This window comes from Providencia sp. 6390 (assembly GCF_058148425.1).
Genome location: NZ_JBYVYL010000011.1, coordinates 46,863 through 73,213, shown reverse-complemented (window position 1 = coordinate 73,213; position 26,351 = coordinate 46,863). Strand labels below are relative to the sequence as shown.

27 protein-coding genes are annotated in these 26,351 nt (G+C 40.9%); 6 read left to right on the top strand and 21 right to left on the bottom strand.

Annotated elements, in window-relative coordinates:
• Positions 1–68: 68 nt before the first annotated feature.
• The gene (locus tag AC3Z9T_RS19305; RefSeq protein ID WP_014657114.1) at positions 69–1,325 is read left to right on the top strand and encodes a PTS galactitol transporter subunit IIC; all 1,257 of its coding nucleotides are present in this window, start codon (positions 69–71) and stop codon (positions 1,323–1,325) included.
• 169 nt (positions 1,326–1,494) lie between these two features.
• On the opposite strand, the gene AC3Z9T_RS19300 is transcribed toward AC3Z9T_RS19305, so the two are convergent.
• From AC3Z9T_RS19300 to AC3Z9T_RS19245, 12 genes are all read right to left on the bottom strand, one after another.
• On the bottom strand, positions 1,495–2,433 hold the full coding sequence (locus AC3Z9T_RS19300) for a fimbrial protein (RefSeq protein ID WP_490127713.1): 939 nt from the start codon (positions 2,431–2,433) through the stop codon (positions 1,495–1,497).
• Positions 2,434–2,441: 8 nt separating this feature from the next.
• Positions 2,442–2,954: a type 1 fimbrial minor subunit FimG gene (gene fimG, locus AC3Z9T_RS19295; protein WP_490127712.1), complete on the bottom strand. Its 513-nt coding sequence runs from the start codon at positions 2,952–2,954 to the stop codon at positions 2,442–2,444.
• Between the two features lie 12 nt (positions 2,955–2,966).
• Entirely contained in the window at positions 2,967–3,458 is a 492-nt protein-coding gene (gene fimF / locus AC3Z9T_RS19290) for a type 1 fimbrial adaptor subunit FimF (RefSeq protein WP_490127794.1), read from the bottom strand.
• Positions 3,459–3,513: 55 nt separating this feature from the next.
• Complete coding sequence (locus tag AC3Z9T_RS19285; RefSeq protein ID WP_490127711.1) at positions 3,514–6,150, bottom strand: fimbrial biogenesis usher protein; 2,637 nt, start codon at positions 6,148–6,150, stop codon at positions 3,514–3,516.
• 90 nt (positions 6,151–6,240) lie between these two features.
• On the bottom strand, positions 6,241–6,939 hold the full coding sequence (locus tag AC3Z9T_RS19280; RefSeq protein WP_490127710.1) for a fimbria/pilus periplasmic chaperone: 699 nt from the start codon (positions 6,937–6,939) through the stop codon (positions 6,241–6,243).
• A gap of 64 nt (positions 6,940–7,003) precedes the next feature.
• On the bottom strand, positions 7,004–7,540 hold the full coding sequence (locus tag AC3Z9T_RS19275) for a fimbrial protein (RefSeq protein ID WP_490127709.1): 537 nt from the start codon (positions 7,538–7,540) through the stop codon (positions 7,004–7,006).
• An 82-nt stretch (positions 7,541–7,622) separates the two neighbouring features.
• Positions 7,623–8,171: a type 1 fimbrial major subunit FimA gene (fimA, locus tag AC3Z9T_RS19270; protein ID WP_490127708.1), complete on the bottom strand. Its 549-nt coding sequence runs from the start codon at positions 8,169–8,171 to the stop codon at positions 7,623–7,625.
• Positions 8,172–8,318: 147 nt separating this feature from the next.
• Positions 8,319–8,594, bottom strand: a complete 276-nt coding sequence (locus tag AC3Z9T_RS19265) for a helix-turn-helix domain-containing protein (protein ID WP_490127707.1) — start codon at positions 8,592–8,594, stop codon at positions 8,319–8,321.
• A gap of 959 nt (positions 8,595–9,553) precedes the next feature.
• Positions 9,554–10,924: a class-II fumarase/aspartase family protein gene (locus tag AC3Z9T_RS19260; protein ID WP_490127706.1), complete on the bottom strand. Its 1,371-nt coding sequence runs from the start codon at positions 10,922–10,924 to the stop codon at positions 9,554–9,556.
• A gap of 14 nt (positions 10,925–10,938) precedes the next feature.
• A complete protein-coding gene (locus AC3Z9T_RS19255) occupies positions 10,939–12,495 on the bottom strand; it encodes a PTS transporter subunit EIIC (RefSeq protein WP_490127705.1) in 1,557 nt (518 codons plus the stop codon).
• Positions 12,496–12,783: 288 nt separating this feature from the next.
• Entirely contained in the window at positions 12,784–13,524 is a 741-nt protein-coding gene (locus tag AC3Z9T_RS19250) for a MurR/RpiR family transcriptional regulator (RefSeq protein ID WP_490127704.1), read from the bottom strand.
• A 17-nt stretch (positions 13,525–13,541) separates the two neighbouring features.
• Positions 13,542–14,021: a cold-shock protein gene (locus AC3Z9T_RS19245; protein ID WP_490127703.1), complete on the bottom strand. Its 480-nt coding sequence runs from the start codon at positions 14,019–14,021 to the stop codon at positions 13,542–13,544.
• 116 nt (positions 14,022–14,137) lie between these two features.
• Here AC3Z9T_RS19245 and AC3Z9T_RS19240 point away from each other — a divergent pair, with 116 nt between their 5' ends.
• Positions 14,138–14,836 carry an RluA family pseudouridine synthase gene (locus AC3Z9T_RS19240; RefSeq protein ID WP_490127702.1) on the top strand — a complete coding sequence of 233 codons (699 nt, stop codon included), beginning with the start codon at positions 14,138–14,140 and terminating at the stop codon, positions 14,834–14,836.
• Between the two features lie 12 nt (positions 14,837–14,848).
• Here AC3Z9T_RS19240 and AC3Z9T_RS19235 read toward each other — a convergent pair whose 3' ends face one another.
• The 7 genes from AC3Z9T_RS19235 to AC3Z9T_RS19205 form a co-directional block, all read right to left on the bottom strand.
• Positions 14,849–15,388: a DUF2058 domain-containing protein gene (locus AC3Z9T_RS19235; RefSeq protein ID WP_490127701.1), complete on the bottom strand. Its 540-nt coding sequence runs from the start codon at positions 15,386–15,388 to the stop codon at positions 14,849–14,851.
• A 249-nt stretch (positions 15,389–15,637) separates the two neighbouring features.
• The gene (locus AC3Z9T_RS19230; RefSeq protein WP_490127793.1) at positions 15,638–16,408 is read right to left on the bottom strand and encodes a 3-hydroxybutyrate dehydrogenase; all 771 of its coding nucleotides are present in this window, start codon (positions 16,406–16,408) and stop codon (positions 15,638–15,640) included.
• A gap of 36 nt (positions 16,409–16,444) precedes the next feature.
• Positions 16,445–17,839: a GntP family permease gene (locus AC3Z9T_RS19225; protein WP_490127792.1), complete on the bottom strand. Its 1,395-nt coding sequence runs from the start codon at positions 17,837–17,839 to the stop codon at positions 16,445–16,447.
• A 38-nt stretch (positions 17,840–17,877) separates the two neighbouring features.
• Positions 17,878–18,801, bottom strand: coding sequence for a 3-hydroxyacyl-CoA dehydrogenase family protein (locus tag AC3Z9T_RS19220; RefSeq protein WP_490127700.1), 924 nt, complete (start codon positions 18,799–18,801; stop codon positions 17,878–17,880).
• On the bottom strand, positions 18,788–19,996 hold the full coding sequence (locus AC3Z9T_RS19215) for an acetyl-CoA C-acetyltransferase (protein WP_490127699.1): 1,209 nt from the start codon (positions 19,994–19,996) through the stop codon (positions 18,788–18,790). The genes AC3Z9T_RS19220 and AC3Z9T_RS19215 overlap by 14 nt, the downstream gene beginning before the upstream one ends.
• A gap of 11 nt (positions 19,997–20,007) precedes the next feature.
• Positions 20,008–20,667, bottom strand: a complete 660-nt coding sequence (locus tag AC3Z9T_RS19210; protein WP_490127698.1) for a 3-oxoacid CoA-transferase subunit B — start codon at positions 20,665–20,667, stop codon at positions 20,008–20,010.
• A gap of 2 nt (positions 20,668–20,669) precedes the next feature.
• Positions 20,670–21,380: a CoA transferase subunit A gene (locus tag AC3Z9T_RS19205; protein ID WP_490127697.1), complete on the bottom strand. Its 711-nt coding sequence runs from the start codon at positions 21,378–21,380 to the stop codon at positions 20,670–20,672.
• Positions 21,381–21,522: 142 nt separating this feature from the next.
• Between AC3Z9T_RS19205 and AC3Z9T_RS19200 the strand changes: the two genes are divergently transcribed.
• The 3 genes from AC3Z9T_RS19200 (at position 21,523) to AC3Z9T_RS19190 (ending at position 24,192) form a co-directional block, all read left to right on the top strand.
• The gene (locus AC3Z9T_RS19200) at positions 21,523–22,419 is read left to right on the top strand and encodes a LysR family transcriptional regulator (protein ID WP_490127696.1); all 897 of its coding nucleotides are present in this window, start codon (positions 21,523–21,525) and stop codon (positions 22,417–22,419) included.
• 101 nt (positions 22,420–22,520) lie between these two features.
• On the top strand, positions 22,521–23,387 hold the full coding sequence (locus AC3Z9T_RS19195; RefSeq protein WP_490127695.1) for an SDR family oxidoreductase: 867 nt from the start codon (positions 22,521–22,523) through the stop codon (positions 23,385–23,387).
• Between the two features lie 25 nt (positions 23,388–23,412).
• Complete coding sequence (locus AC3Z9T_RS19190; protein ID WP_490127694.1) at positions 23,413–24,192, top strand: class I SAM-dependent methyltransferase; 780 nt, start codon at positions 23,413–23,415, stop codon at positions 24,190–24,192.
• Between the two features lie 61 nt (positions 24,193–24,253).
• On the opposite strand, the gene AC3Z9T_RS19185 is transcribed toward AC3Z9T_RS19190, so the two are convergent.
• On the bottom strand, positions 24,254–24,574 hold the full coding sequence (locus AC3Z9T_RS19185) for a hypothetical protein (protein ID WP_490127693.1): 321 nt from the start codon (positions 24,572–24,574) through the stop codon (positions 24,254–24,256).
• 76 nt (positions 24,575–24,650) lie between these two features.
• Between AC3Z9T_RS19185 and AC3Z9T_RS19180 the strand changes: the two genes are divergently transcribed.
• Positions 24,651–25,013, top strand: a complete 363-nt coding sequence (locus AC3Z9T_RS19180) for a YibL family ribosome-associated protein (protein WP_490127692.1) — start codon at positions 24,651–24,653, stop codon at positions 25,011–25,013.
• A gap of 638 nt (positions 25,014–25,651) precedes the next feature.
• On the opposite strand, the gene AC3Z9T_RS19175 is transcribed toward AC3Z9T_RS19180, so the two are convergent.
• Positions 25,652–26,323, bottom strand: coding sequence for a hypothetical protein (locus AC3Z9T_RS19175; protein WP_490127691.1), 672 nt, complete (start codon positions 26,321–26,323; stop codon positions 25,652–25,654).
• Between the last annotated feature and the right edge of the window lie 28 nt (positions 26,324–26,351).

Here is a 26,351-nt window from a genome sequence, read left to right as displayed (position 1 = left end):
TTCGTGCTGTGGCTAGGCGAAAACGACAACGCCACGGCGCGAAATATAACGAGCATAGAGAGGAAGGCATGGATATAATTAACAACATCATAGGCTTGGGCGCTTCGGTCATGATGCCAATAATATTCTTTATTATTGCATTATGCTTTGGCGTCCGCGTTGGCACCGCCTTTAAAGCAGGTATGTTAGTCGGCATCGGTTTTGTCGGTGTTGGCTTAGTGATCAACTTATTACTATCGAATCTAGGCCCTGCCTCGCAATCGATGGTTGAAAAAATGGGTTTAAACCTCACGGTGGTTGATACGGGTTGGCCAACCGCATCGACGATTGGCTGGGGCTCACCAATTATGGTGCCAGTAGTATTAGGCTTTATTGCTATCAACTTAGTGATGGTTTTATTCAAGTTAACCAAAACCATTAATATTGATATCTTTAACTACTGGATATTCTTATTAGTCGGTTCTGTGGTGTATGCAGGTACTGAAAGCTACTGGTTGTCGATTGGTATCACTTATGTGATTTTTATCGCCACCTTAGTCGCGGCAGATATTACTGCACCTTATCTACAGCGTAATTATAATTTGCAAGGTATCTCGTTCCCGCATCTAACTTGTATTATGTATGTGCCATTTGGCATTGTGACAAACTATATTATCGAGAAAATCCCAGGGTTAAATAAAATTAACCTCGAACCCGAAACCATTAATAAAAAATTTGGCGTATTTGGTGAACCATTAACATTGGGCTTTATTTTAGGTTTGGTATTAGCGCTCATGGCAGGCTACCCAATCAGTGAATCGGTCGCACTTGCGGTCACCGTTTCAGCAGCCATGTTATTGCTGCCTAAAATGATCGAAATTCTAGTCCAAGGGCTGCTAATTGTTCGCGATGCTGTTGAAGCCAAATTGAAAAAGAAATTCCCTAATCGTGATTTCTATATTGGTATGGATACCGCGCTGTTAATTGGTGAACCTTCTGTGTTAGCAACGGGGCTATTGCTGATCCCAATGGCGATTGTGCTAGCCTTCGTCCTACCAGGCAACAAAGTATTACCTTTCGTTGACCTTGCTTCATTGATGTTCTTATTAGCCATGGTAACGCCATTCTGTAAGCGCAATATGTTTAGAATGTTTATCTGTGGCACATTGGTACTGACTTCCATTTACTATGTAGGTACCGATATTTCGAAAGAGTACACACAAGCTGCAGTGAATTCGAATATCCCAGTTCCAGAAGGGATTTCAGAAATGACCAATATCGTCGGCGGTGCAACCACACCAGCGGGTTGGGCTGCGGTGAAAATTGGTGAACTCATCGCTAAATAGTGCTCAATAAGCGGCCAGCACATTATATCTCAACCGTTGGCCGCTTGTTTATATTCATCATACTTCAAGGTATCGCGCCTTTCATTAAGGCCTGTTGACTGCCTTTAGATGAGGCGACAATATTCTTACTTACATTATTGCCGCCTAACAATTCAGCCTAATTTACAAATCAATCATAGATAAAAGTAACGCCAATCACTGATTGTACTTTTCCTGCGCTAACCTGCCCTGTGGTACGTGCATATCGTGCACTTAAACCTAAGCTTACGGCAGAGGTTCCCACTTGCCCTAACTGTACATTTTGATTAACTGGGATCGCATTTCCATTGCGTACTAATTGGATCCCTACCCCTTTTGCCGCATTCGTACCAGAAAGGGTATTTGTAAATATGGAGGAGCTCGTATCCGTAGAGCCTGTCAGGTAATACGAAATATTTTGATTTCTTGCACAGTAAATGGTGAGTGGCACTGGCGCATTCGCCGGATATTCAGGCAAATTAACGATGACATTACGCGAAGAAACATCACAGCCACCAACCGGAACAACGACATTATTGTTGGCATATAAATTCCATGTAAAGGTCGCAGTATGCACATTACCACCACCGATAATATCGGAGCCGACCTGATACATCACTAATGTAGCAAAATGGGTTCCTTTATTAATAACCACACCACCTGCTGCTGAAATAGGTGTCAAATACAGTTGCGTGTTCCATGCAGTGTAATTCCCCGAAGGGAAATTCTGTTGATGAGTCGGCGATGACAGTGGGAATGGATAGCTTGAGCTATAGTATCGTAGTGAACCATTAAAGCTCGACAGCACTCCGCCATAAGCAGAGCCTCGGATCATACTCACCAAGTCCCTACGGATTGAAGGACTGTCGTTACGGCAAAAAATGGATTGCGACAGATCCACGACTAAGTTTTGCCCTGCTTGTACACTCGGCTGAAGGTTAACATAAACGTTGGCGGTTCCTGTCCCCGCAGCACTGTTCAATGTATTACCTGTTGAGTCATAGCAAGTAAATGCATAGGCAGAAGAGATACTGGCTAAATAAATCAGCAGATTAGCGGAAAGTAATTTAATCGTTTTTTTTACATTCATGGTTTAACTCACTGATAAGTGTAGGTAACATCAATCACAGCTTGTATCGTTCCCTGCGTCGCACCACCTTTGACTGACAACGCTCTAACTTGTAATGGGAAGCTGGTCGACAATGTCGAATCATTGACCTGCAATTTTTGCTGCGCACCATTATTCAAATTGGTACCTGCACTATTCTGTAACTGCAGCTGAATATTGCCTGCTGTGCCTTGGTTTTTATAGTAGCCAGTGGTATCGGCGGTTCCTTTAAAGGTTGCAGTGACGGCAGATGTACCAACAGGGCAATTCGTTAAATTCAATGAAACCGGATGCCATTCAGAGGCAGAGCCAGCAGAAATCAAATTGAAGGTATACAAGTCACCTAAATCAACATTGGCTGTGGTCGTAGCAACCGTACAAGGCTTTGCCACTACACTGCCATTTACGGTTACCGTGACGTCCGCCGCATAGGTTGAGGTTATCTGAACAGATAACAAACCCAATATCAGCGCCGTGATCTTTTTCCAATTGTTATCAATCATGGCATCCTCTATTTACTGAAATTCAAGCGTAAACGTTGCTGTCGCGCTCACATGCCCAGCAACAACAGGCAACTTAGAAGCCATCAGTCGTGCATAAAATTGCAAAGTATTGCCTCGACCTGCAACCAGTGGTGTCCACGTGATGTTGCTGCTATTGGCATTGAGCACTAATGGCGTTCTGCTACCATCTAAAATTTGTATACCCGCCCCCGAAGCGTTAGCAGCGCCAGGATCTAATGCGAGCAATGACGTATTGTTGGCATCTGCAATACCCACAAAGCCAATCTTGACCGCTATCACTGATGCGCCACAAGGGGTGAGCTCAATCTGAAATGGTATAACCGGCGTCACCTCACCAACCGCATACAATTGCCTAACGGCATTATTTAGCAAATCAACCACTTGGTTTTGAGACCCCGGAGCAACCGCACAGGTGTTATCTTTAACATTACCTTTAATATTGATCGTGCTATCTGCTGCATAAGTCGTTACAGAAAACAGCATCGATGTCAGCAGCGTTGCAAAAAAAATCTTTAATTTATCAAACACTTTTAACTCCTTAGAGGCATTCTGCACGGTACTTGCTGAGTATTTCCTGCTGGCTTTGCTCAGGTAATGTGTAGCTAACTTGGCATTGTGCATCTGGACTATCACCCCAGCGAGCAATCAATTGCCCTGTTAGAGGTAACCCGGTTAAATAAACTTGACCATCGTCTGCAACGATACTGCCGCCATTACTGCCTTTTGAAGTCACTACCGCCCCAAATGGCACTGGCTTACCCTGTCTCATGAGAGTCATCAGTACTTTTACACCCACTTTAGGACGGAAGTCCGCGCGCACCACGGCCCCTCGAGTTGGTACGACACTGACAACAGGATCTTCGAGGTCGACATTATTGGCCAATGTATTGGTATCGAGGGCAACACGGTTTTCACGGTAATCAGAGGCGTATGGCAATATTGCATAGCCACGCCAGTCCGTTGTTACACCAGTTTGGTTTTCAACTTTGACATTTCCCGCCCCCGGCGCCTTGATTAAAACTACCGTATCATTCATTGGCTGGCTTAATGTCACCCCATTCGCATGGGCTAAAACCCCACCACTTAAGCCGTAGTACATCTGGCGTAAATCATTCGTGTAGCTATACCCCACGTTAGCGTTACCGTAGGTACCGCGATAGTTAAGAGAGGTGTAACCCGTCGCTGAAGAGTTGCCCTGCCCACCACCGACATAGCCTGTTTGCACGCTATAACTTAAGTTATTGTCATCCAACAATGTTCCATAGATACCTGCGGTATTCGTCACACGACCTTTTAAATCGTGGGATGCGTTATAACTGGCGCTCGCATTACGCCAGATGGATTGGCTATCTGAACGCATCCAATTGCTGAATGGAATGTTCACGTTCAGTGCCAACATTTGGTCATTTGCATCCTGCCAAGAGTTTTTCGATAAGCTATAACTTAATCCCCAGTTGATCCCTTCAATCAGCGTGTTGATACCAACCTGTAACTGTTTATCTGATTTATTGGTATTCCAATATGTCTCATGGCTTCCCGTGACATATAGCGTTGATTGTTCACCTAACTGTTGAGTCAGACTTAATTGAATTTTTTCACGTTTGTTATACGTTAAGTTGTAGTAATCAGTGAATTTTGGCGTGACCTGTATAACACCATCTTGCGTCGCAAGATTATAGCCATCCATTCGCTTATAAGTGGTATCTGCAAATGAGTAGTAGCCCTTTGTTGAATAACGGTAACCAGCCAATTGAATAATTGTTCCTGTTTCATTCAACGACTTGTTATATAAGAAGCGGATAGATTGCCCCTGATGAGTACTATCATCAGGTAGCTTGGCGTTGGCTTGTGTAATATCAATGGATAGAGCCCCAAATATGCCAATGTTTTTACCAATACCAGCATTAAAAGATTGATAGCGATTCGCCAGCTGCGTTCCACCATATACAGTCCAACCATATGATAAACCGCGCATTATAGTGCCCTGCACAAAAGTCGGTTTTTCCTGCTGACCGTTTCCTGAACGGTAATCACCCACGGTGACCGCATATTTGGTATGCCCTTCACGTTGTAGTAAAGGTACTGAAGAATAAGGCACAGTGAAGCTTTGTATTGAACCATCAGCTTCTGTAATGGTGACTTGGAGGTCACCGCTATTCCCTGCCGCATATAAATCATTAATAACAAAAGGCCCCGGCGGGAAAGTATTACGGTAAATTTCATAGCCATTTTGTTTAATTGAAACGTCAGCAGTACCGCGCGCAACACCACGGATCACTGGGGCAAAACCCTTCTCGCTTTCCGGCAACATATTGTCGTCGGAAGCTAATTGGATACCGCGGAAATTAAAACTGTCAAAAATATCACCCGCCGTGTAACTATCACCCACCGTCAAGCGTGAACGGATCTCATTGATACCACGCTCTAAATAAGTATTGATATGTTCCCAACGCGTTTCACTATTCACACTACCGCTACTGTGGCTCCATGTGGAATTATCACGCAAACGCCATGGCCCAAGGTTTAATCCACTCTGCAAATTCAGGTAGGTATAGCTGCTATGACTTCCATTTTGATTACGCGCACGACTTCCTGTGAGGCTGTAATTTAAAATACCCGCAGTAATACCTGAGTCCCAGTATTCAGGAGGGATAAAGTCTCGCGCTCTATCATTCATATACACTTGAGGCACAGTGATGTATAAGCGCTGTAAGCCGACATCAAATTTTGACGTAGAATCAGCAATCAGTGCCTTTAATGGTTGGCAAGTGTCCTTAGGGATCTTCTCAACATCAGGAATTGCCAATGTTTTGACACCCATTTTGGCTAAATCACCCAGTGTTAAGCATGGCGATAATTCTTTGCTGTTTTTATCTGCCGTGAAACGGACATCTCGGGTCGATAAATAACCGTCATTAAGATAGACATCAACACGATAAGTGCCTTCAGGCACTTCTTGGCCTTGTTCAAAAGCAGATAAATCAGCAACAGCAGATGGATCATCAGCCAAAAAGCGTGGGTTAAAATATAATTCTGCCTCTGCCCAAGTTGGGTATAGGCAGACACCAATAAAGAATGCCAATGGAATTAAGGGAAAACGGCGCTCAGATTGATTGCCAAAAAATGTTTTCTTCCCCAAAATTAGTGGCTCTTTTTCAGATGCCAGATATGACATGTTCCCTCCGACCCGATCTGCTAAATCGCTCAGTAAGTTATTTAATTCAAAATGATGGTTAGCTCGTTTTTATAAGTAAAAAGCCAGCCGTTACTGAGTACGCCCCGTCATTTTTGGGGTTAATGCACCGTAATCATTGATGGTTTGGAAGGAAATACCGCCAGTTGCATTAACCGGTGCGTTCACTGACATTTCTCCGAATGGCGGTACGAGTACATTGTCTAACTTCACCGCACCCAGTTTCAGTTCTGTCACCGTGGCAAAATACGGTGTTGGGTTAATGACAACCAATGAGTTTGCTTGTCGTTTAAAGCGTAATTCTTCAGCGACTTTGTCTGGCGCAATCGCCAAACCTGTAGGGCGATAATAGAGTTTGATGCGGCTGATAATAGCCAATTGCAGCGTATTTTCATTTTGCTTTGACTTATCCATAGCAGGTATTGCTTTGACATTTAACCAAAACAGAGTTTCTCTATCTTTAGGCAATTGGTTATTAGTCGCGTCAATAATCCGTAAGGTATTTTCTTTTTTACCTTGCATAGAAAACAACGGAGGTGTGATAGCAAACTGGTTGTCTTTCTGGCCGTTAGCGTTTTCCACCCATGATTGGATGAGAAAAACCCCTTTTTCGTCATTATTAGTAACGGCAAGTTGAACCTGTTTTTGCCCCGCTGGGTAAATAACCCGCGTTGCGCCGAGTGCTACACCTGCATATACCTGAGTCGATATACTTGAACAGAGTAATATAAATAACGCAGTAATTAGCTTACGAGTTGTTCCTGTTTTCATGTTTACATCTGTCCTTCTTTTACTAAAAACATTAAAAATATGCGTAAACATCTTTTTGATGTTTTTATTCATAAGTGAGCGAAAACAGCGCTTGAGCATCCGCTTTTCCGCCCGTAATTTGGTAACTAGTCGCACGATACTTAGCGACAAAATGTAAAGTCATATCACCGTTACTGACGCGCTCTATTTTTCGTGGTGAACTATTTATTGGGATCAAGGTATTTTTTGAGTCAAAAATAGCCAGCCCCACACCTGTTGCCGTGTTAGGTCCATTACCAATCGCAAAGATCGCTGGGTTTTTATCGTTAGCAATACCCGAAAAAGTGATTGAGACATATTCGCTAGCGGCAGTGCTACATTCACGGAGATGAATGTCAAAGATCACAGGGTCGGTATCTTGACCGGGTGCATTGAGCATATTGGTTCGCAACTGCCCCATATCCACCGTTAAACTTCTATCTGAAGTTTCAACACTGCAAGCTTCAGCAATCAGTTCCCCTTGAAAGCGCATCCCCCCACCAGGAAGTTGGACTTGCCACTTATTTCCAGCTTCCATAAGCGGAGAAACCAAAAGTAGTAGAGCAAGTATCAGCCCTCTCATGAGCTTTCACCTTTTTAGTTTTGTTGATAAGAAGCCTTCCTTGGCCTATTAGGTTTTTAACCTTTCATCCATCGCGCAATAATTACTCGTACTGAACCGCAAACGTTGCATCAGCGTTAGCGATACCCGCTGTTGTTGCACCAAGTGCATAGTAACGTGCTTGGAATGGTAGAACGTTGTTACCGTCAGTCAGGGTGATAGCGCTGCCAAATGTTGCACCATCAAGACCTAGAGGTACGCTTTTAGAATCTAAAATTTGGATACCGACGTTAGTCGCAGAACCCGCAGCTGAGCCAGCAATCGCCAGAACAGTTGGGTTAGCGGCATTTGCTGCTACGCCTTTAAACGCCACTTTCGCAGAAGTTGCAACAGTAGTATCACAGTCATTCAACTGAATGCTGAAACCAACAGGGGAGCTGGTATCGCCTGCTTTTGCTAACTTAGCAGTACGGAATTGGCCAAGCTGTACTTTCTGTTCTATAGAGTTAGCATCAACAGCGCATGCTGCGTTCACCAACTCACCTTTAAAATGAACAGTACCGCCATTAACTGTTGTGGTTGCAGCAAATGCAGCAACTGAACTTAAAGACAGAGCTGAAACAACAACAAGTGCCAGTGATTTAACTTTCATAAAAGTTCCTTATGTTTATTTATTGCAAAAATTTTGACAATAGAGGAGGGTTAATACCATTTAAATAAAAACACAGTTAAAATGATCGAATTTAATTAAATTACGAAACTGTAATTCAATTAAATTTAAATATCTGTCTATGCTTTATTACTCTCTGTGCATGTTTTTATATTCGTCAGAATCAACAAAACGTTTGATTTTTTCGAAAAACACCTCAATATCTGATCCATCCATTTCAAGTGCATTAAAAAGTACAATCAGTTTATCGAATGTTATATTATTAACCCCATTCTCATAACGGGATATTTGTTGCTGACTCACATTAATTCTTTTGGCTAACTCGCTTCCTGTTAATCCGGTTCTTCTACGATAAGACTTCAACATCTTGCCAATATTATTGGATAACGGATCATTTTCTCGCATTCTAAACCTCTCGAATCATTATTAACTGATTCATTGTATGTGTTGTTTATAAGCAAAATATTCGTCAACTCGCATTAAGGTATAGAATCATGTTTCGAGTTAAAAATTGTTTTTTTCGATCAAAAAGGTTCAATTTGATAGATAATAACTATCATCATTTTATTTTTGATCGGTTTTTTCGATCAACACAGAAGAGGAGTAAAATAAAACCCCTTATTAATTAGCAATCTAACTAAAGCCAAATTTGCTTTTAAAATAAGAAAAAATATTTGATTAAATAACGTAGTAAAATAGGTTACATGCAATACATGTAATTCAGAAACAATAATTTACAATAAACAATTAAAATAGATATGAGTTAAAACAAATAAAAAAACCGCTAAAAACCAATTAAAAAACACAATTAACAGATAAAACCAATTTAATTGGTGTTTTATTTCAAAAAGACTATCAAAAATTACTAACAAAATCTTAATTACTAAAAAAATATAAAATAAAATACTAATTTATGTAAATAGTCGATGAAATTAACAAATCCACGACGTTATTTTAAATAAAAAATCAAATTCACTCATTTCATACAGTAAGCATCTCGTTATTTATTTAACCAATGCGTGATTATTTATAATGGTAATTTTAAATTTAATGATAAAGTACAAGAAATAAGTAGATGCATAAGAAACACGAATGAATACTTAAAAATTCAGTATTACTCACCCGCTATTACAGATTTTTCTCGTGCGAATTCACATTTTATCTTTTTCTACGAAAACATAAAATACCGAAAACAGATCATAAAAAGACTAAATATTCACCGTAGCGTATTTATTAATCCAATATGGATAAACACTTACTCCAAAAAAGATGATTATCAATGTTAACTGAAGGATTGAGATAAATTTTAGAAGGGATAGAGTAGAGAGTTACCATAAACGCCGGTAACTCTCTATTATTACGTTTTACTTATAATGCTGTTGGATCTTTTGTGAGGTAGCAAAGCCACGTTTTGCTTCTTTCTCTGCGATTTCAACTGATAAACCAATATAAGCGCGAGGATCTAACATCTCTTTGATTTCATCATGGCTAAATGCCGCTGAAATGACCTCATTCTTCGTTAGGTTGGTATAAAAATCTTCACCATCAGCAGCAGTTTTAATTGCTTCATCGTAAAGCAGTGAGTGAGCTTTATCTTTACCCAGCTTTTCAGCCATTTTCATCATCACGTACTCAGTATTATCTAGCCCTTTATTTCTGAGAACGTTGTGTAGCATTCTGTCTTCATGAGGCACAATAGTTCTAGAAAGCTCTTCTGTTCTTAGCAAGATCTCTGTGGTTAGCTCTAACGCTTCCTCAATCAATCCATCAAACAACATGTATGAACTGCTATCGCCCTCATACGGCCTCACTGCGGAATACATACCAACACTTGGTAATGAGTATAATTTTTGTGAGTTAGCAATAATCCCTTTTGCCAATTTAGGGTTAATTTTATGTGGCATGGTGCTGCTACCCACCGTGCCTTTAGTAAACCCTTCAGAAACCTCAGCAATTTCTTCAAGTGTTGTGCTGTAAACTTCTTCACCAATTTTATGGCAGATATTCGCCATCAGCGCTAAGTTGGCCATATACTCTAATTTATGTGTGCTAAGGTTTCTTGATGGCACTTCCATCGCTTCCATGCCCACTAGCTCGGCAACCCTTTTTTGCACTTTTAAACCGACACCGGGCATTGAGTTAAATGCCCCAACTGCGCCACCCATCATGATAGTGAATACACGCTTTTCACATTCTTGCATGCGTTGGTAGCAATCGATAAAGTCACTGATCCAAACAGAAACTTTATAACCATAAGTGATAGGAATTGCATGGCGACCATGCGTTCTTCCAGCCATCACCATTGATTTGGTTTTCAGTGCTAAATTGGATAAATTCTCAATGATCTCCCCTAGCAGCAACATAAACTTATGATGTACAGTCTTCATCATATACAGCTGTGAACTCTGCTGTATATTTTGGGTAGTAATTCCATAATGGATATATTTACCACTCTCTTCTGAGCAAGCATTCACCAATACTTTTAAAAATGGTACAAAGCCATGACCGATTTTTTGGTAAATACGGTTCATTTCTTCAAAATCGATATTCTCGATAACCGCCTTTTCTTTAATTTCATCCGCTGCCGATTGAGGAATAAAACCAAGTTCAGCCTGAGCCTGAGCTAGCATTGATTCAAACATTAACCAAGTTGAATATTTGGCTTCATTTGATAACAGATCTTTTATTCCACGGTCATCAATAGTTTTACTTTTAGAATCGTATAACGCTCTCATTTTGTATCCCTTCTTTATTTCTTCATTGCTTCATCAACCGCATTACGTACAAACTCAACTTTCGGCCCATAAACAACATGGACATGGTTTGCCGATGGGAAGAAGAATGCAGTACAGCCAGATTCCAACATTAAATCTTTATCAATTTGATTCACTTCTGCGACATCAATTCGCATACGGGTAATACAGTTATCAACGTTGCGAATATTTTGTTTACCACCTAATGCATTAATCAGGATTTCTGCAATTTCGCCATAACGCTTTTCTTTAATTAAAGTATTTTTCAGGTTACTTGATTCTTCTCTGCCTGGTGTTTTGATATCAAATTTGATGATAGCCCAGTAGAAGATAAAGTAAGTGACAACCGCTAAACAGCTTCCGATAATCACTAAGAAGATCCAGTTCGTGTGTTCATACAACAAACCAAAGATAGTGAAGTCAAACACTGTTCCCCTGATGTAGCCGATTGCAACACCCGCTAAAGAAAGCAGCACTGCACCGATACCGACAATGACTGCATAAACTAAATATAAAAGTGGTGCGATAAAGACGAAGGTAAATTCTAATGGTTCAGTCACGTTACCTAACATGGCCGTTAATACCATGGTGACTAGCATCGATTTAACTTCAGCACGGTTCTCTTTTTTAGATGTTTTATAAATGGCTAATGCAATAGCAGGGAATAAGAACAAGGTCACCAACATCTGCTGCTGCGCCATAAAACGAGTCAGACTTGGCATCATTGCCCAGTATTCGCTGTTTGGTCCTTGCTTGAATAGCACTTCAGTCATGGCAGGAACAACACCTACAAAGGTTTGCCCATCAATAACGTAAGAACCACCAGCTTCTGTAAATCTAAATAAAACGTTCCAAACATGGTGTAAACCAAATGGAATAAACAGTCGTTCACCACCCGCAGTAAAGAATGGTCCGACAGGGCTGAGGATCACGGCGGATAGTTTCATCAAGCCAAGTACTAATATTTCCCAGATGAAAGGTAAAACCGCGCCCACTGCGATCATCAAACCAATCATAATAATCGAGACTGATTTTTTACCTGAAAAGAAGGCAAATGCTGTCGGTAACTCAAGGTTATAGAATTTATCGGTGGCCCATGCGGCAATTAAACCTGTGATGATCCCGCCTGCGGCGCTGATATTCATGGTTTGTATGCCTAACACCTTTATTTGCCCAACCTGAGTCATAATGGCCGGATCAGCAAGCTTACCTGTCAGCACCAGCCAGATATTAATGGTAATAATTAATGTTAGATAACCAACGACAGAGGCAAAAACCGCAATGCCTTTATCTTTTAAGCTCATGCCATAAGCCACCCCCATTGCGAAAAGGAGCGGAATATTATCAAAAATAACACCTGCAATAGAACGGATACTGACTAATAACGCATTGACGGTTTCATTCCCTAGGAAAGGAAAACGAGCAATCATATAGGTTTGTACTAAAGCACCGCTGATACCCAGTATCATACCAATTGGTGCCAAAACACCGATTGGGAGAAGTAACGTTCTCCCAAAACGTTGAATTGATTCACCGAACTTTTTTCTGGCCATATTTTTTTCCTTATGACTTCGAATATAAAATAAAAGCGATACTAGCTCGGGCATTTCTTAAAATAAATGATATTGCGGTTTTAAATATTATCTTAGGTCATTAATTATGACCTAGGTCATTTTATTTTATGCGATATGGAAGGAAACTGCTGTAAATAGCAAAGAGGATATTTTTTGTGTACTAAAAACAACAAACCAAGACCATTTACGTTAAATTAAAATAAGTAATAGTACATAGCCCGTTTATTTAGGTGAAAAAGGGCCTAATTTAACTTTATTTAAATTATTTTATAGTAAATATTCCAATTCATTGATCAGTAAATCAACTAAAATAAAAAAGCCAGTTCTGGATTTAGTATCATCCGCTTTAGTGTCATAACTATCTGAAAAACAAAACAAAGCGTTACTTGCATAACTCGTCAATTCATTGGTATGAAATGCCGTCATACTAATGATATTTGCCTCTTTTAGTTGCACGATCCTCGCTGTTTCAATAATTTTTTTCGTTCCTCCTGAGAGGGAAATAAAAATCACTGTATCGTCCTTGGTGACTAATCGAGTGAATGAATCAGATAAGTTGTAATCATTAATAAAAAAACAATGTAGCCCCAAAGCAAACAGCATATGCTCAAGGTAAAAACCGACCGCTTTACTGGTGCCCCTTGCAACAATAAAAATATTTCGGGAATGACGTAAAGTTTTAGCACAATCCGCAATTTGCTCCTCATTGATCAATGTGAAGCTTTTATTAATATTTCTTTCTAGTTGTTTTTTATAGGATGACGGGTTTATTTTTTCTGTTTTGTTTTTGCTTAAAATATAATTATTAATTTGAAATTTAAGTTCTTTAAAACCACTGAACCCTAACTTTTGAGATAAATTAATGATCACCGTTTTTGATACAAAGGTTTTAGCCACTAATTCATTAATATTTAAATAAGGGATATCAGCAATATTATCGGTAAGATATTTTAATACTTTTTTTTCGCTAATTGTTAAATTATCGTAATTTTTTAAAAATTCCAACATATCTTACCGCCCTAAGGTCACTTAATTAATTTCACCGTTTCATCGATATCAATTTCATCTTCTGAGAAGGTCAGTGTTGTACCGTGTAATGTGGTAATCGCCAGTTTTTTCAATGAGCGCATATCACCTGGTTTAATGTCTGATTTTGGTCTGATGCTATTCATCAAAGCGCCCACGGACAATACAGTGTTTTCTTTATTAATACCGGTATCAGCAGGAACTTCTTCGCTATAAACCACATAAGATTTGATAGATGTGAGCTTAATACGTTCACCTGCAATATAAACATATTTGCTTTCAGGGATCACTTTAACAGCGTAGGCTGATAACCCTTTATTATTGGTCGTTGGTTCAAAAGTGACCGCCGCATTTTTCTTAATCAAATCAGGATTGGCGACCTTAACCACGTGAAAATAGCGGTTATCGCCATTTTCATCTTTGATAAACCCAAAACCTTTATCTTCAAACCATGTTGTGATTGTTCCATTCATCGCCATTATCGCCTATTCAATTATTTCATTACTGCCTAGAGTATAACAAACTCTGCCTTTAATTTAGCTTGTTACCTGAAAATTAGTTATTATAGAGCCTTATGCTTCGATTAGGCCGTAACATGTCCACAATTATCGATACCTTTATTGCCCCTCCGTGCCATGATGAAATCGAAATCCTCTACCATGACGATCATCTGGCACTGATCAACAAGCCCAGCGGACTGCTCAGTCTTTCGGGAAAGAACCCACTAAATTTAGATTCCGTGCATTATCGGCTGGTAAAAAGATTTCCTGATTGTACCTTGGTTCATCGCTTAGATTTTGGGACTTCAGGTTTAATGGTCGTTGCCCTTAATAAAACAATCAATGCGGCGCTTAGCCAGCAATTTAGCCAGCGCACCGTCAAAAAAATATATCATGCTCTACTTTGTGGGCACTTGAACAATGATCAAGGCACGATAGACGCGGCAATCGCCAAAGACCCCGCCCTGTTTCCATTGATGTCAATCAGCTCTACCCATGGTAAACCAGCCCGATCACACTATCACGTGATTGAACGTAGTTATCATCAGTTGGGAAGAGGCACACAATTGCCAGTCACACGTGTGCAGCTGACGCCAGAAACAGGGCGAACACATCAGTTACGTATTCACAGCCAGCTGCTAGGCCATCCTATTTTAGGCTGCGACCTCTATGGTGGTACCCAGCAGCTTGATACTGGGCAACCGTTACGTTTGATGTTGCACGCCAGTGAGTTGCACTTTGTCCACCCTATCACTCAGGAAGAGATCAAAGTGCATAGCGTTAGCCCATTTTGAAAAGTTAGCCTGCTACCACATCAAATCATCAGGTATTTTAAAATCAGCGTATGGATCGTCTTCATCTTGTTCTTCTGGGCTCAAAGCACTGTGTAGCACGATGCTGTCCACATCCCGCTGAGCGATTTTATCCGCCACACTCGCAGGGATCACCGCATACTCACTGACCCCATTGTTATCGATAGATAAACGCGCAATCGCTAAGCGCCCATTAACCAATTGGGCATGCGTTTGTTTATCGACCTCGATATTCTTAATCAAATTATTATCAGTAAAGTTAAAGCTAATATCGCCCTTTAGTAGGTCAATTCTATTCATTTCAATCAGTTGCTTCACTTGAGCTTTATACTCTTTCGATAACGTCGCTTGCTTTTGTTGCTCGCTAAGTTGCTTATCACGCTCAACTTGGGCTTTTTTATTTTCCGCAACGGCTTCTCGTGCTTCACGCGCCTGAACGCGTGATTTTTTCGCCGTTCTTTGGACTTTTGCCATTTTTTTGCTGGTCACAAGTCCCGCTTTTAACATCTGCTCTTGTAAGGTAAGTTTTGCCATTTTGGTGTATAAATCCATTGAACAATAGTGAGGCTAGGCCTGTTATGGGTAAACTTTACCATGTTGTCGAGCGCGATCAATCGGAGACTTCATTAACACCGTTTTTTGAAATATAACGAGTATATACCCTAAATAATTCGAGGTGCAGCTAGGCGACAAGCGAATGAGGCGCTAGGAGCATAGAAAACTATGTGACTAGTGCGAATGAACGTAGTCAACAACGCTGCAACTTGAAGTATGACGGGTATATTATTGAGCAATCCAACCACCATCCATATTCCAAGCCACACCTCGAACTTGAGTGGCACTCTTAGAACATAGAAACAGGGCAAGCTCGCCGATTTGTTGAGGAGTAACAAATTGCGCTGATGGTTGTTTTTCTTCTAGCAGTTCTTTTACCGCCTCTTCTGGATTAGCGCCATCGGCAATGCGCTGATCAATCTGCTGTTGTACTAACGGTGTTAATACCCAGCCAGGGCAAATAGCATTACAAGTAACATTAGTGCGAGCGGTTTCTAATGCAATACTTTTGGTTAAACCAATAACGCCATGTTTAGCAGCAACATATGCTGATTTGTTTTTTGAAGCAACGAGACCATGCACAGAAGCAATATTAATAATTCTTCCCCAATTATTCTTCTGCATATGTGGTAAGGCTAAACGCGAGGTATGAAATACGGACGAAAGGTTAATAGCAATGATTGCATTCCATTTATCAACAGGAAATGACTCCACAGGAGAAACATACTGAATACCTGCATTATTAATAAGAATATCTACACCACCAAATTCTTGGTTAGCATAGTGCATCATATCCTGAATTTGCTCCTCATCACTTAAATCTGCCCCGTGATAACCCGGTATTTTATTACCCTGTGCCACTTCTGCTTTTGCTAATTCAATATCACCAAACCCATTAAGAATGATGTTAGCGCCCGTTTGAGCAAATACTTTCGCTATTCCTAGACCTATCCCACTGGTTGAGCCTGTAATAAGGGCCGTTTTTCCATTTAAGTTCATCATTATTTTCCTCAAATAAAAATACCATTAGCGTTCTTACACAATACCTGTCATATAAAAAACACCGATAATAAAGAATACCGCTAAGCTTTTAATAATTGTTATCGCAAAGATCCCACCATAAGCTTCTCTATGGCTCAAACCTGTGATCGCAAGTAATGTGATCACCGCACCGTTGTGCGGAAGCGTATCCATGCCACCACTCGCCATTGATGCGACACGGTGAAAGACTTCAAGAGGGATATTCGCTGCATGAGCTGCTGCAATAAAATTATCGGCCATCGCGGCTAAGGCAATACTCATCCCACCCGATGCTGAACCAGTTATACCCGCTAATGTTGTAATACTAATCGCTTCATTAAGTAACGGATTAGGAATGGCTGACAGTGCCTTTGAAAGCACTAAAAAACCAGGTAATGCGGCAATCACAGCACCGAAACCATACTCTGAAGCGGTATTCATTGCAGCAAGGATCGCACCGCTAACAGCACTCCGACTCCCTTCGGCCAGCCGCCCGCGAATATTACGATAACCTAAAATAATCACTAATAAGATACCGGCAAGTAAAGCCGCCTCAACCGCCCAAATAGCCGTGATCTTACTTAAATTAGTCATAATGGGCGCAGAGAGCCCTGGTAGCATTAATTCATTTTCAGCTCCGTACCATTTAGGAATAAAGTAAGTAAACACTAAATTTAAAATACCCACTAAGAACAATGGAGCAATCGCAATAATTGGATTAGGCAACGCAATATTTTCGGGGGTTTCTGGTTCATTACGTAATTCAGTACCATAACCTTCATTTTTAATTTTAGCTTTACGTCTTTGACGTTCTAAGTAAGTTAATCCAAGTACAATAATAAATACTGAACCAATCAAACCCAGCCAAGGTGCTGCCCAAGTCGTTGTACCAAAGAAACTGGTCGGTATGATATTTTGAATTTGCGGTGTACCCGGTAAAGCATCCATCGTGAAAGAAAATGCTCCTAGCGCTATTGTTGCAGGGATCAAGCGTTTGGGAATATGACTTTGTCTAAATAACTCAGCGGCAAACGGATAAATGGCAAATACCACCACAAATAAAGAGACACCACCATAGGTTAATAAAGCACACGCAATAACGATGACTGGGATAGTATGCTGTCTGCCTATAATTTTAATAACAGCAGCAACAATTGAATGAGAAAAGCCCGATAATTCCACTAATTTACCAAAAACAGCACCGAGTAAAAACACAGGGAAATAAAGCTTAACGAAACCAACCATTTTTTCCATAAATAGCCCCGTAAAAGCAGGGGCGACAGCACTCGGATCGGTCAGTAATACCGCCCCCATCGCTGCGATAGGAGCAAAGAGAATAACACTGTATCCACGATAAGCTGCCAACATTAGAAGGCACAGCGCCGCTAGTGCAATTAATACACTCATTATGACACCTCAGTTTTCTTATATAGGAAATAAAAGAGAAATTACGGCGCTAAGCCAAAACGTAACTGATGCTCTCTGCGTTTTTGAATATAATCTTTACGTGTTTCATCCCAACAATAGAAACCTTGCCCACTACGTAAACCTGTGTGCCCAGCCTCAATTTTTTCCGCCACTAATGACATCATTTCGTTACCCGATGCCAGCTCAGGCAACAAATGGCTACAAATATCCAATACGGTTGTGAGTCCTGTCATATCAGCGGCTTCCAGAGGGCCGACCATCACGTAGCGCCGCCCTAATGACGCTCTCATCACGCGATCGACGGTTTCTGCACTCGCAATACCACTGTTAACGATGTGTAGCGCTTCTCGAAGTAAAGCAAACTGTAAGCGATTACCAACAAAACCAGGGGCTGCGCGCTCTAACACAACAGCTTCTAACTGCATTTCAACTAGCCATTGCTGAACGGCGCTAAGATACTCAGGCTTGGTGACTGAACTCGGTACAATTTCCACTAAAGGAATAAAATGAGGGGGATTCCAAAAATGCGCGATGAGCAAACGTTCTGGATAATTGAGATGTGCAGCAAGATCATCGGGAAGCAGCCCACTGGTATTGCTAGCAATAATAGCGTCTGGTGCAATATATTGTTCCAGTTGCGCATACAACGTATGTTTTAGCTCTAGCCTTTCAGGGATCGCTTCAATGATTAAACTCGATGACGCAATATCTTTTAAGCAAGTCGTTCCATATAATCGTTGAATCACTTGCTGCTTATTATTTGGTGAAAACTGTTCAGCTGCGATCAGCTCATCAAGGATATGGCTCGCAACGACTTTGGCTTCCGCAATTCTTGAGTCATCAGTGTCATACAACCAAATAGCATGACCATACCTTGCAAAATGAGTTGCAATACCGACCCCCATCAACCCAGCACCAATAATACTGACATTAATATGTTGCATGATTGGCTCCTTGTGGTCGTTCTATCGCTAATGCAATGCCTTGGCCTCCTCCGATACACAGTGTCGCAAGCCCTTTCCCGACATTACGCCGTGCCATTTCATGAATTAACGTGACAAGAATGCGGCAACCTGATGCACCTATAGGGTGGCCCAATGCGATAGCGCCGCCATTCACATTCACCTTTTCACTGTCCCAACCGAGTACTTCACCAACCGCGAGCGCTTGGGCAGCAAAAGCCTCATTGGCTTCAATTAAATCCAACTCATCAATCGACCATTCGGCTTTTTCTAAACAGCATTGGACAGCGTCAACAGGGCCAATCCCCATAATAGCTGGATCGACTCCCACAACCGCATAACTGACGACCCGTGCCAGTATTGGCACACCAAGGCTGTTAGCTTTTGCTTCACTCATCAGCATCACCGCAGCAGCACCATCATTAATGGAAGAAGAATTGCCTGCTGTCACAGAACCATTAACGGAACGAAATACAGGAGAGAGCTGGGCCAATTTTTCCGCTTGAGTATTGGGTCTCGGTTGTTCATCAGTATCAACAACCCGTGAAGGTTTTGCTTTCTGTGGGATAGTGACAGGGGTGATTTCAGCGCTAAAACGCCCCATTTGTATTGCGGCTAGCGCTTTTTTCTGTGAATTCAGCGCAAATTGATCTTGTTGCTCACGAGTAATCGTATATTTTTCAGCAAGATTTTCCGCCGTGACCCCCATATGATAATCGTTAAAGGCATCCCATAGACCATCATGCACTAAGCTATCTTTTATTGTCTGATGGCCCAATCGTAGCCCTGAACGCACTCCATCAAGGTAATAAGGCGCTTGACTCATACTCTCTTGGCCACCAGCAATAATAATATCAGCATCACCACAACGAATAGCTTGTGCCGCTTGTTTCACTGCTTCCAGACCAGAGCCACACACTAAGTTGATAGTGACAGCAGGCGTCGTTACCGAAAGCCCCGCTTTTAATGCTGTTTGCCTCGCTGGATTTTGCCCGCAGCCAGTTGTTAATACTTGACCAAATATAACTTCATCGACATCGTCCTCTGAAATAGTGGTTTTATCTAATAGTGAACGAATAACAATAGCGCCAAGCTCAACGGCCGAAAGGGATGACAATGCACCTTGAAAAACCCCGATAGGCGTACGTGTTGCAGCAACAATAACAACATCTTGCATCTGTGTTCTCCTTACCCAGCGAAACTCATTTCAGGAACATGATTTGGAATAATTAATTTTCCTGCTGTTTTAACGGCTATTTCATCAATGCTGACCCCTGGTGCTCGTTCACGCAAAATGAAGGCTCCATCAGCAATATCCAACAAAGCTAGATCAGTAAGCACACGTTGAATGCAAGCGGCTCCCGTTAATGGCAAAGTACAGGCGGGCAATAATTTAGATTTCCCATCCTTCGCTGTGTGAGTCATCACAACAATGATATTTTCAGCGCCAGCGACCAAATCCATAGCCCCTCCCATACCTTTGATGATTTTTCCCGGAACCATCCATGAAGCAATATTGCCGCTCACATCAACTTCAAATGCACCTAATACGGTTAAATCGACATGGCCGCCGCGGATCATGGCAAAAGAGAGTGCGGAATCGAAAATCGCAGCGCCTTTACGTGCGGTAATGGTTTGCTTACCTGCATTAATCATATCGGGATCCAATTGCTCGATGGTCGGAAACTCACCGATACCCAATAAGCCATTTTCAGATTGCAGCATCACATCAACACCATCAGGGATATAGTTAGCCACCAACGTTGGGATACCAATGCCTAAATTGACGTAATAACCATCTTGCAACTCACGAGCGATACGGATTGCCATCTGTTCACGTGTTAGCATATTTAGATCCCTCCCACACAACGCAACGTTTGCTGTTCAATACGTTTTTCAAATTGCCCTTGTATTAAGCGATCAACAAAAATACCTGGGGTATGGATCATGGCGGGATCTAATTCACCGGGAGCAACAATCTCTTCAACTTCGACAACCGTAATACGCCCTGCCGCCGCAACCAGAGGATTAAAATTCTGTGCTGTATTGCGGTAAATAACATTGCCATACCAGTCAGCTTTCCACCCTTTTACCAGCGCGAAATCACCGGTAATCGCTTTTTCCATAATGTAGTGTTTCCCATCAAACTCACGGGTTTCTTTACCTTCTGCGACAGGCGTACCGTAGCCGGTGGCAGTGAAAAAAGCAGGGATACCAGCACCACCAGCACGTAATTGCTCCGCCAATGTTCCTTGTGGAGTCAGTACTGCTTCAAGCTCTCCCTTGAGAACCTGTTGTTCAAACAGATCGTTTTCACCCACATAAGAAGCAATAATTTTACGTATTTGAGATGCTTCAAGCAGGACACCCAAACCAAATCCATCAACGCCACAATTATTAGATACAACAGTAAGTTCTTTCACCCCTCGACGGCAAACTTCCGCAATCAGATTTTCAGGAATACCGCATAACCCAAAGCCGCCAGCTAGTACGACCATATTGTCAGTTAAACCATCAAGCGCTTCTTGATATGTCATCACACGTTTATCAAGCCCAGCCATAGATCGACTCCTTCAATTGTCTTTACGGACATGATTAATGACCAAAAATGATTTGTTAATTTTAAATTTGTGACGGATTCATTTGTTTTTCTTATTAAATAAATGTTAACTAAATGTATTCATAGAGTTACTGAGGTTGACCATGAAGATGAGTATCAAACAGTTACGCGCATTTTCAGCGGTAGCTCACACTTTGAACTTTGCCCATGCAAGCGAACGATTAAATATGTCGCAGCCAGCACTTAGCTTGACGATTAAATCATTAGAAGAAACATTAGGTGGGCCATTATTACTGAGAACAACGCGTAAAGTGATGTTAACGCCAGAAGGCGAAACCTTACTAAAAGCATCGCGCCAACTGCTTTTAGATTGGGATAACACAGAAGAAATGATGCGCCAGCATTTCACCCTTCAACGAGGTAAAGTATCTATCGCTGCGATGCCATCATTTGCTATCAATGTGCTGCCCCCAATCCTCAAAACATTTCGACAGTGCTATCCAGGCATCAATATTACCGTTCATGATGTGATTAATGAGCAAGTGATAGAAATGGTGCATGAAGGGCGAGTTGAAATAGGCATCGTTTTTGAGCCCCCTGATTCAGAGCAGGTCAACTTCACTCCGCTGGGTGTAGAACGCTTTATTGCGATTGTTCCCCCTGATTGTCATTTGGCAGATCGTGAACATGTTTCATGGCGTGAGCTACTTAACCTAGAATTTATTACCTTACAATCGCCCTCTTCAGTGCGTTTAATGATCGAAGAAGAGCTCAAACAACATGGCCTACCATTGAGGGTCTCGTTTGAAAGCCATCAATTGGTCACAGTTGGAAAGTTGGTGGCTAATGGACTCGGTGTCAGTGCCGTGCCTGCACTATGCCGCACACAAATGACAGAACTCGGAGCAGTTTGTCTTGAACTGAGCCAGCCAGTGGTTGAACGCCGTGTCGGGGTGTTATATTCCGCTCATCATCAATTCTCTACCGCAGCACAAGCCTTGGTGGATACACTGCAAAATAGCTATAACACACAGTGTTAAGTTGGATACACGGCACTCACATCTAACAACACCAGTAACAGAAATGCTAGATTAGCACTTTAAGTCACTGAACTTTCATAGAACGGCATGGTGCTAACATAATGAAAAATAAAATTTTAGTTACTGGCGCTACAGGGCAGGTTGGTCACTATTTAGTGCAATCATTGCTGGAAAAAGGTTATCAAGACGTTGTTCTTGCCGTGAGAAATCCAGCAAAATTTGCCCATTCCCCCTACCCACTTGTTGAAATGGACTACAACAAACCAGAAACCATTCGGTCTGCACTTGAAGGTATCGACTCCGTTTTTATGATGACGGGTTATACCATCGATATGTTGCAACAAAGCAAGATTTTCGTCGATATTGCCAAACAATGTGGCATACGTTATATCGTGCATTTAGGCGCTTGTGGCGATGACAACGCGCAGGTCGCCCATTGGGCATGGCATCAAATGATTGAGCGCTATATTGAATGGTCTGGTATTCACTTCACACATTTACGCCCTGAATCTTACATGCAAAACCTATTAGGTTATCAAGGGGAAAACAGTGCTGATAAAGGCGTACTGCGCTCCTACTTCGGCGATGCCATCTTAAGTTGGGTTGACTGCGCAGATGTTGCTGAACTGGCAGCGTACTGCTTGCTGTCACCAGAACAACATTATGGGCAAACTTATCGCATGGGCTATGAAAATAAAAACTACGCCCAAATTGCAACATTATTAACAGAAGATCTAGGCCTACCATTTCGCTATCAAGCGAGTGATCCGCAAGAGTTTTGGGATTTTGCACAATCAAACGCTCTTGAGCTCGCCTATATGAAAAGCATTTATGACCATTATTTAGCGTTTACCGCGGGTGAGCTGTCACGTGAAGGTATGGTGTTTGATAATTTCCAAAAAATTACAGGCAAAGCACCCACCAGTGTTAAACAGTTTTTAATTAAGCACCAAGATCGTTTTAAATAATCCACTTAATAAGGGGAACTGTTGCATGCCTATCGACTTTCATGATGAAAAAAACAAAGCTACTTATTCCACCCGTAATGCAGCACAAGAGTGGATTGATTTTATTTCCCAACAAATTAATGCCGATAATAAAGTGATTGCTGATATCGGCTGCGGTGGTGGAATTTATAGCCGCGCATGGGCTTCGATGAATGCAAAGCAAGTTATTGGCATTGATTTTTCTGAGCACATGGTTAAAACAGCGACAGAAAAATCGATCCATTATCCAAATCTGTTTTTTCAACAAGGCGATGCTGAAAATACAGGGTTAAACACCGCTAGCATAGATATCGCGTTTGAAAGAGCGTTAATTCACCACCTTAATGACTACAATAATAATTTCAAAGAAATTTATCGGATCCTTGCAGATAACGGATATTTTATTATTCAGGATAGAACTATGGAAAATATCACCTTACCCGGTGGTAAAAATCATTTGCGCGGTTATTTCTTTGAATGTTTTCCAAAATTAATTGAAGTTGAAGCACAACGTAGGCCTACTCAACAACAAGTGGAAAATGCGCTACAACAGAATGGTTTTGAATTAGTTTCTTCCCAAGTTTTTCGTGAAACACGCCGTATATACGATACCTTCGAATCACTCGCTCAAGATATTAGCGCTCGGACTGGGCGTTCGATTTTACATGAATTGAATGACACAGAAATAGAGTTACTCATCGATAAATTGCGGCTTCATTTGTCTGCACAAACGCCGATTGTTGAACAAGACTATTGGCATATTTGGGTAGCACGAAAACTAATCTGAAACTAAGTGGCCATACTAAATTATGAGTAAAATCAATTATCTATGTTGAAATATTTTACTCCTACAAATTAAAAAATTGTTTTTCATAAGCATCTAAATGATGTTGAAAAAATTTCGCATATATTTCTGCTGATTTGACAAGTACAGTGACTTCGATACATTGCTCACCCAATTCATCTGAATGGTCTTCAATGATGATGGATTCGCTGGCGATCTCTTCATCTGTCCCGTAGACATATATTTTATAATCAGTGTCATCAGTGTCTAAGGTATACCATTGAGTGGGCTCTAAAGCACCAAACACAAACCCCATAGGAGGATCACTCCTTTCTAATTCAGTGATACCGATGAGCTGGTCTTTATTTGTAATCGCATATTTCATCTCATGTCCCTTTTCGCTCTCTGACTCAGAATTGTGTATACTTACCAACAATAAATTTATTCACGGTTAATTAATAATGAAAGAAATTGAAAAAACACAAATTAAGCTGCTGAGCGACCGCTTAGATCTTATTCGCCACCAAATGGCAAGTATGCAGCTGACGAACGAAACTGAAAAGCACGCAGAACTTGAGAAAGAAAAAGCGGCACTGGAAATTGAAATCGTTCGTCTGAAGTCAGTGCGTAGCAAGAAACTCAGCAAAGAAGCGCAGAAGCTAGTGGATATGCCATTCAAACGCGCCATTACTAAGAAAGAACAAGCTGATCTTGGCAAGCTGAAAAAATCCGTGCGGGGCCTGATAATTGTTCATCCAATGACGGCATTAGGCCGTGAAATGGAGCTGGATAATATGACCGGTTTTTCTAAGACTGATTTCTAGCTAGGCAATCTACCTGATTAAAAGAATCTTGGCATCATTAGATCCCACTGAGCTGTCAAAAGATTTATAGCAAGATATTCTAAAGATAATCAGTTATAAGCTATCAACGTTTATCTCATCTCACTAATATACAAAAAGCCTCCACTTCTATTCTGAGGCTATCCTTAAAAATCTTACTCCATCTCAGCCAACTGGATAATCAACTGTCCTGCTTGGCGAGTGTGGGTAAAGTGACCGATTACCGCAAACCCAGCTTATTCATCTGTTTAATACTAATAATCAGTTGTGGGCTAGGAGTCTATCACTGTCGATTGGGCGAATACCTCACTGTATAACATCACAATTGGGCGTTAAAATGATCAATTAAGTGGGAGGTAAAGAGCTGAATGGGATCACAAGAGTCGAACATGATGGGTAATAGTATTAACATTAAATGAATTTACTGAATTTTATAAATAGCAGTGCCCCCAAATTGGTTTTTGAGTAGGAAGTGAAGGTTAGAAAATTACGCAAGAAAAGTGCCTTGAATTTTATTGATTATGACACTAACTAATAGCATATTGGTGGGAATACCTCATTTCAAATCAAGCCTTAGATAGTAAATCTCCGCTATAAACGGACATTTACTACTAACATTTTTACTTTATTTCACATTGTAAAACTTTAAATAAATACTCATCATTGTATATTGTTGCGACAAGCACATTATCATCACTGATAAAGGCAACTTTTCCTTCTTTTATATTTACACATGGATTTTTGTCAAACATTTCAAATGTGTAAATTACCCATTGAGACTTACTATTAATGTACGAAATATAATTATCGCCTGTAATTTGTGCAAATTGAAAAATGAACCAAGAGTAAGTAGCAATTGAAAATATTTGTATTATCACCGTAGTTTTATATAAGAATTTTTTGTCATTTGGTTTATATCCAGGTGCCAAAAACTGCTTGAATTTTTCATCATATACAAAAAACCAGATCCATATTGGAGTTGTAATGAATATAATTACAAATAAAAAAATCATTCCAAGAGGGATAATCACTGGAATCATTGCAATTGAAATAAATATCAAGGAATGAGGGAAACTTGCTGGTGAAACTGAAGTAATATTATTAATGACTATCCCCGAAAGGCATAGAGCAAAATTTAAGCAAATTGCACTTCCTAGTATCACAACACCTTTACCTAGCGTTGTCTTATAAACTCTTTGATATACTTTAATTAAGCAATGAAAAACAGAAAAAGTCCAATATATTAAAAGGAGTATGAAAAATCCCTTCCATAGTTTTTCATACTGAGTCATTTTAAAAAAAAATCCTATAACAATTATA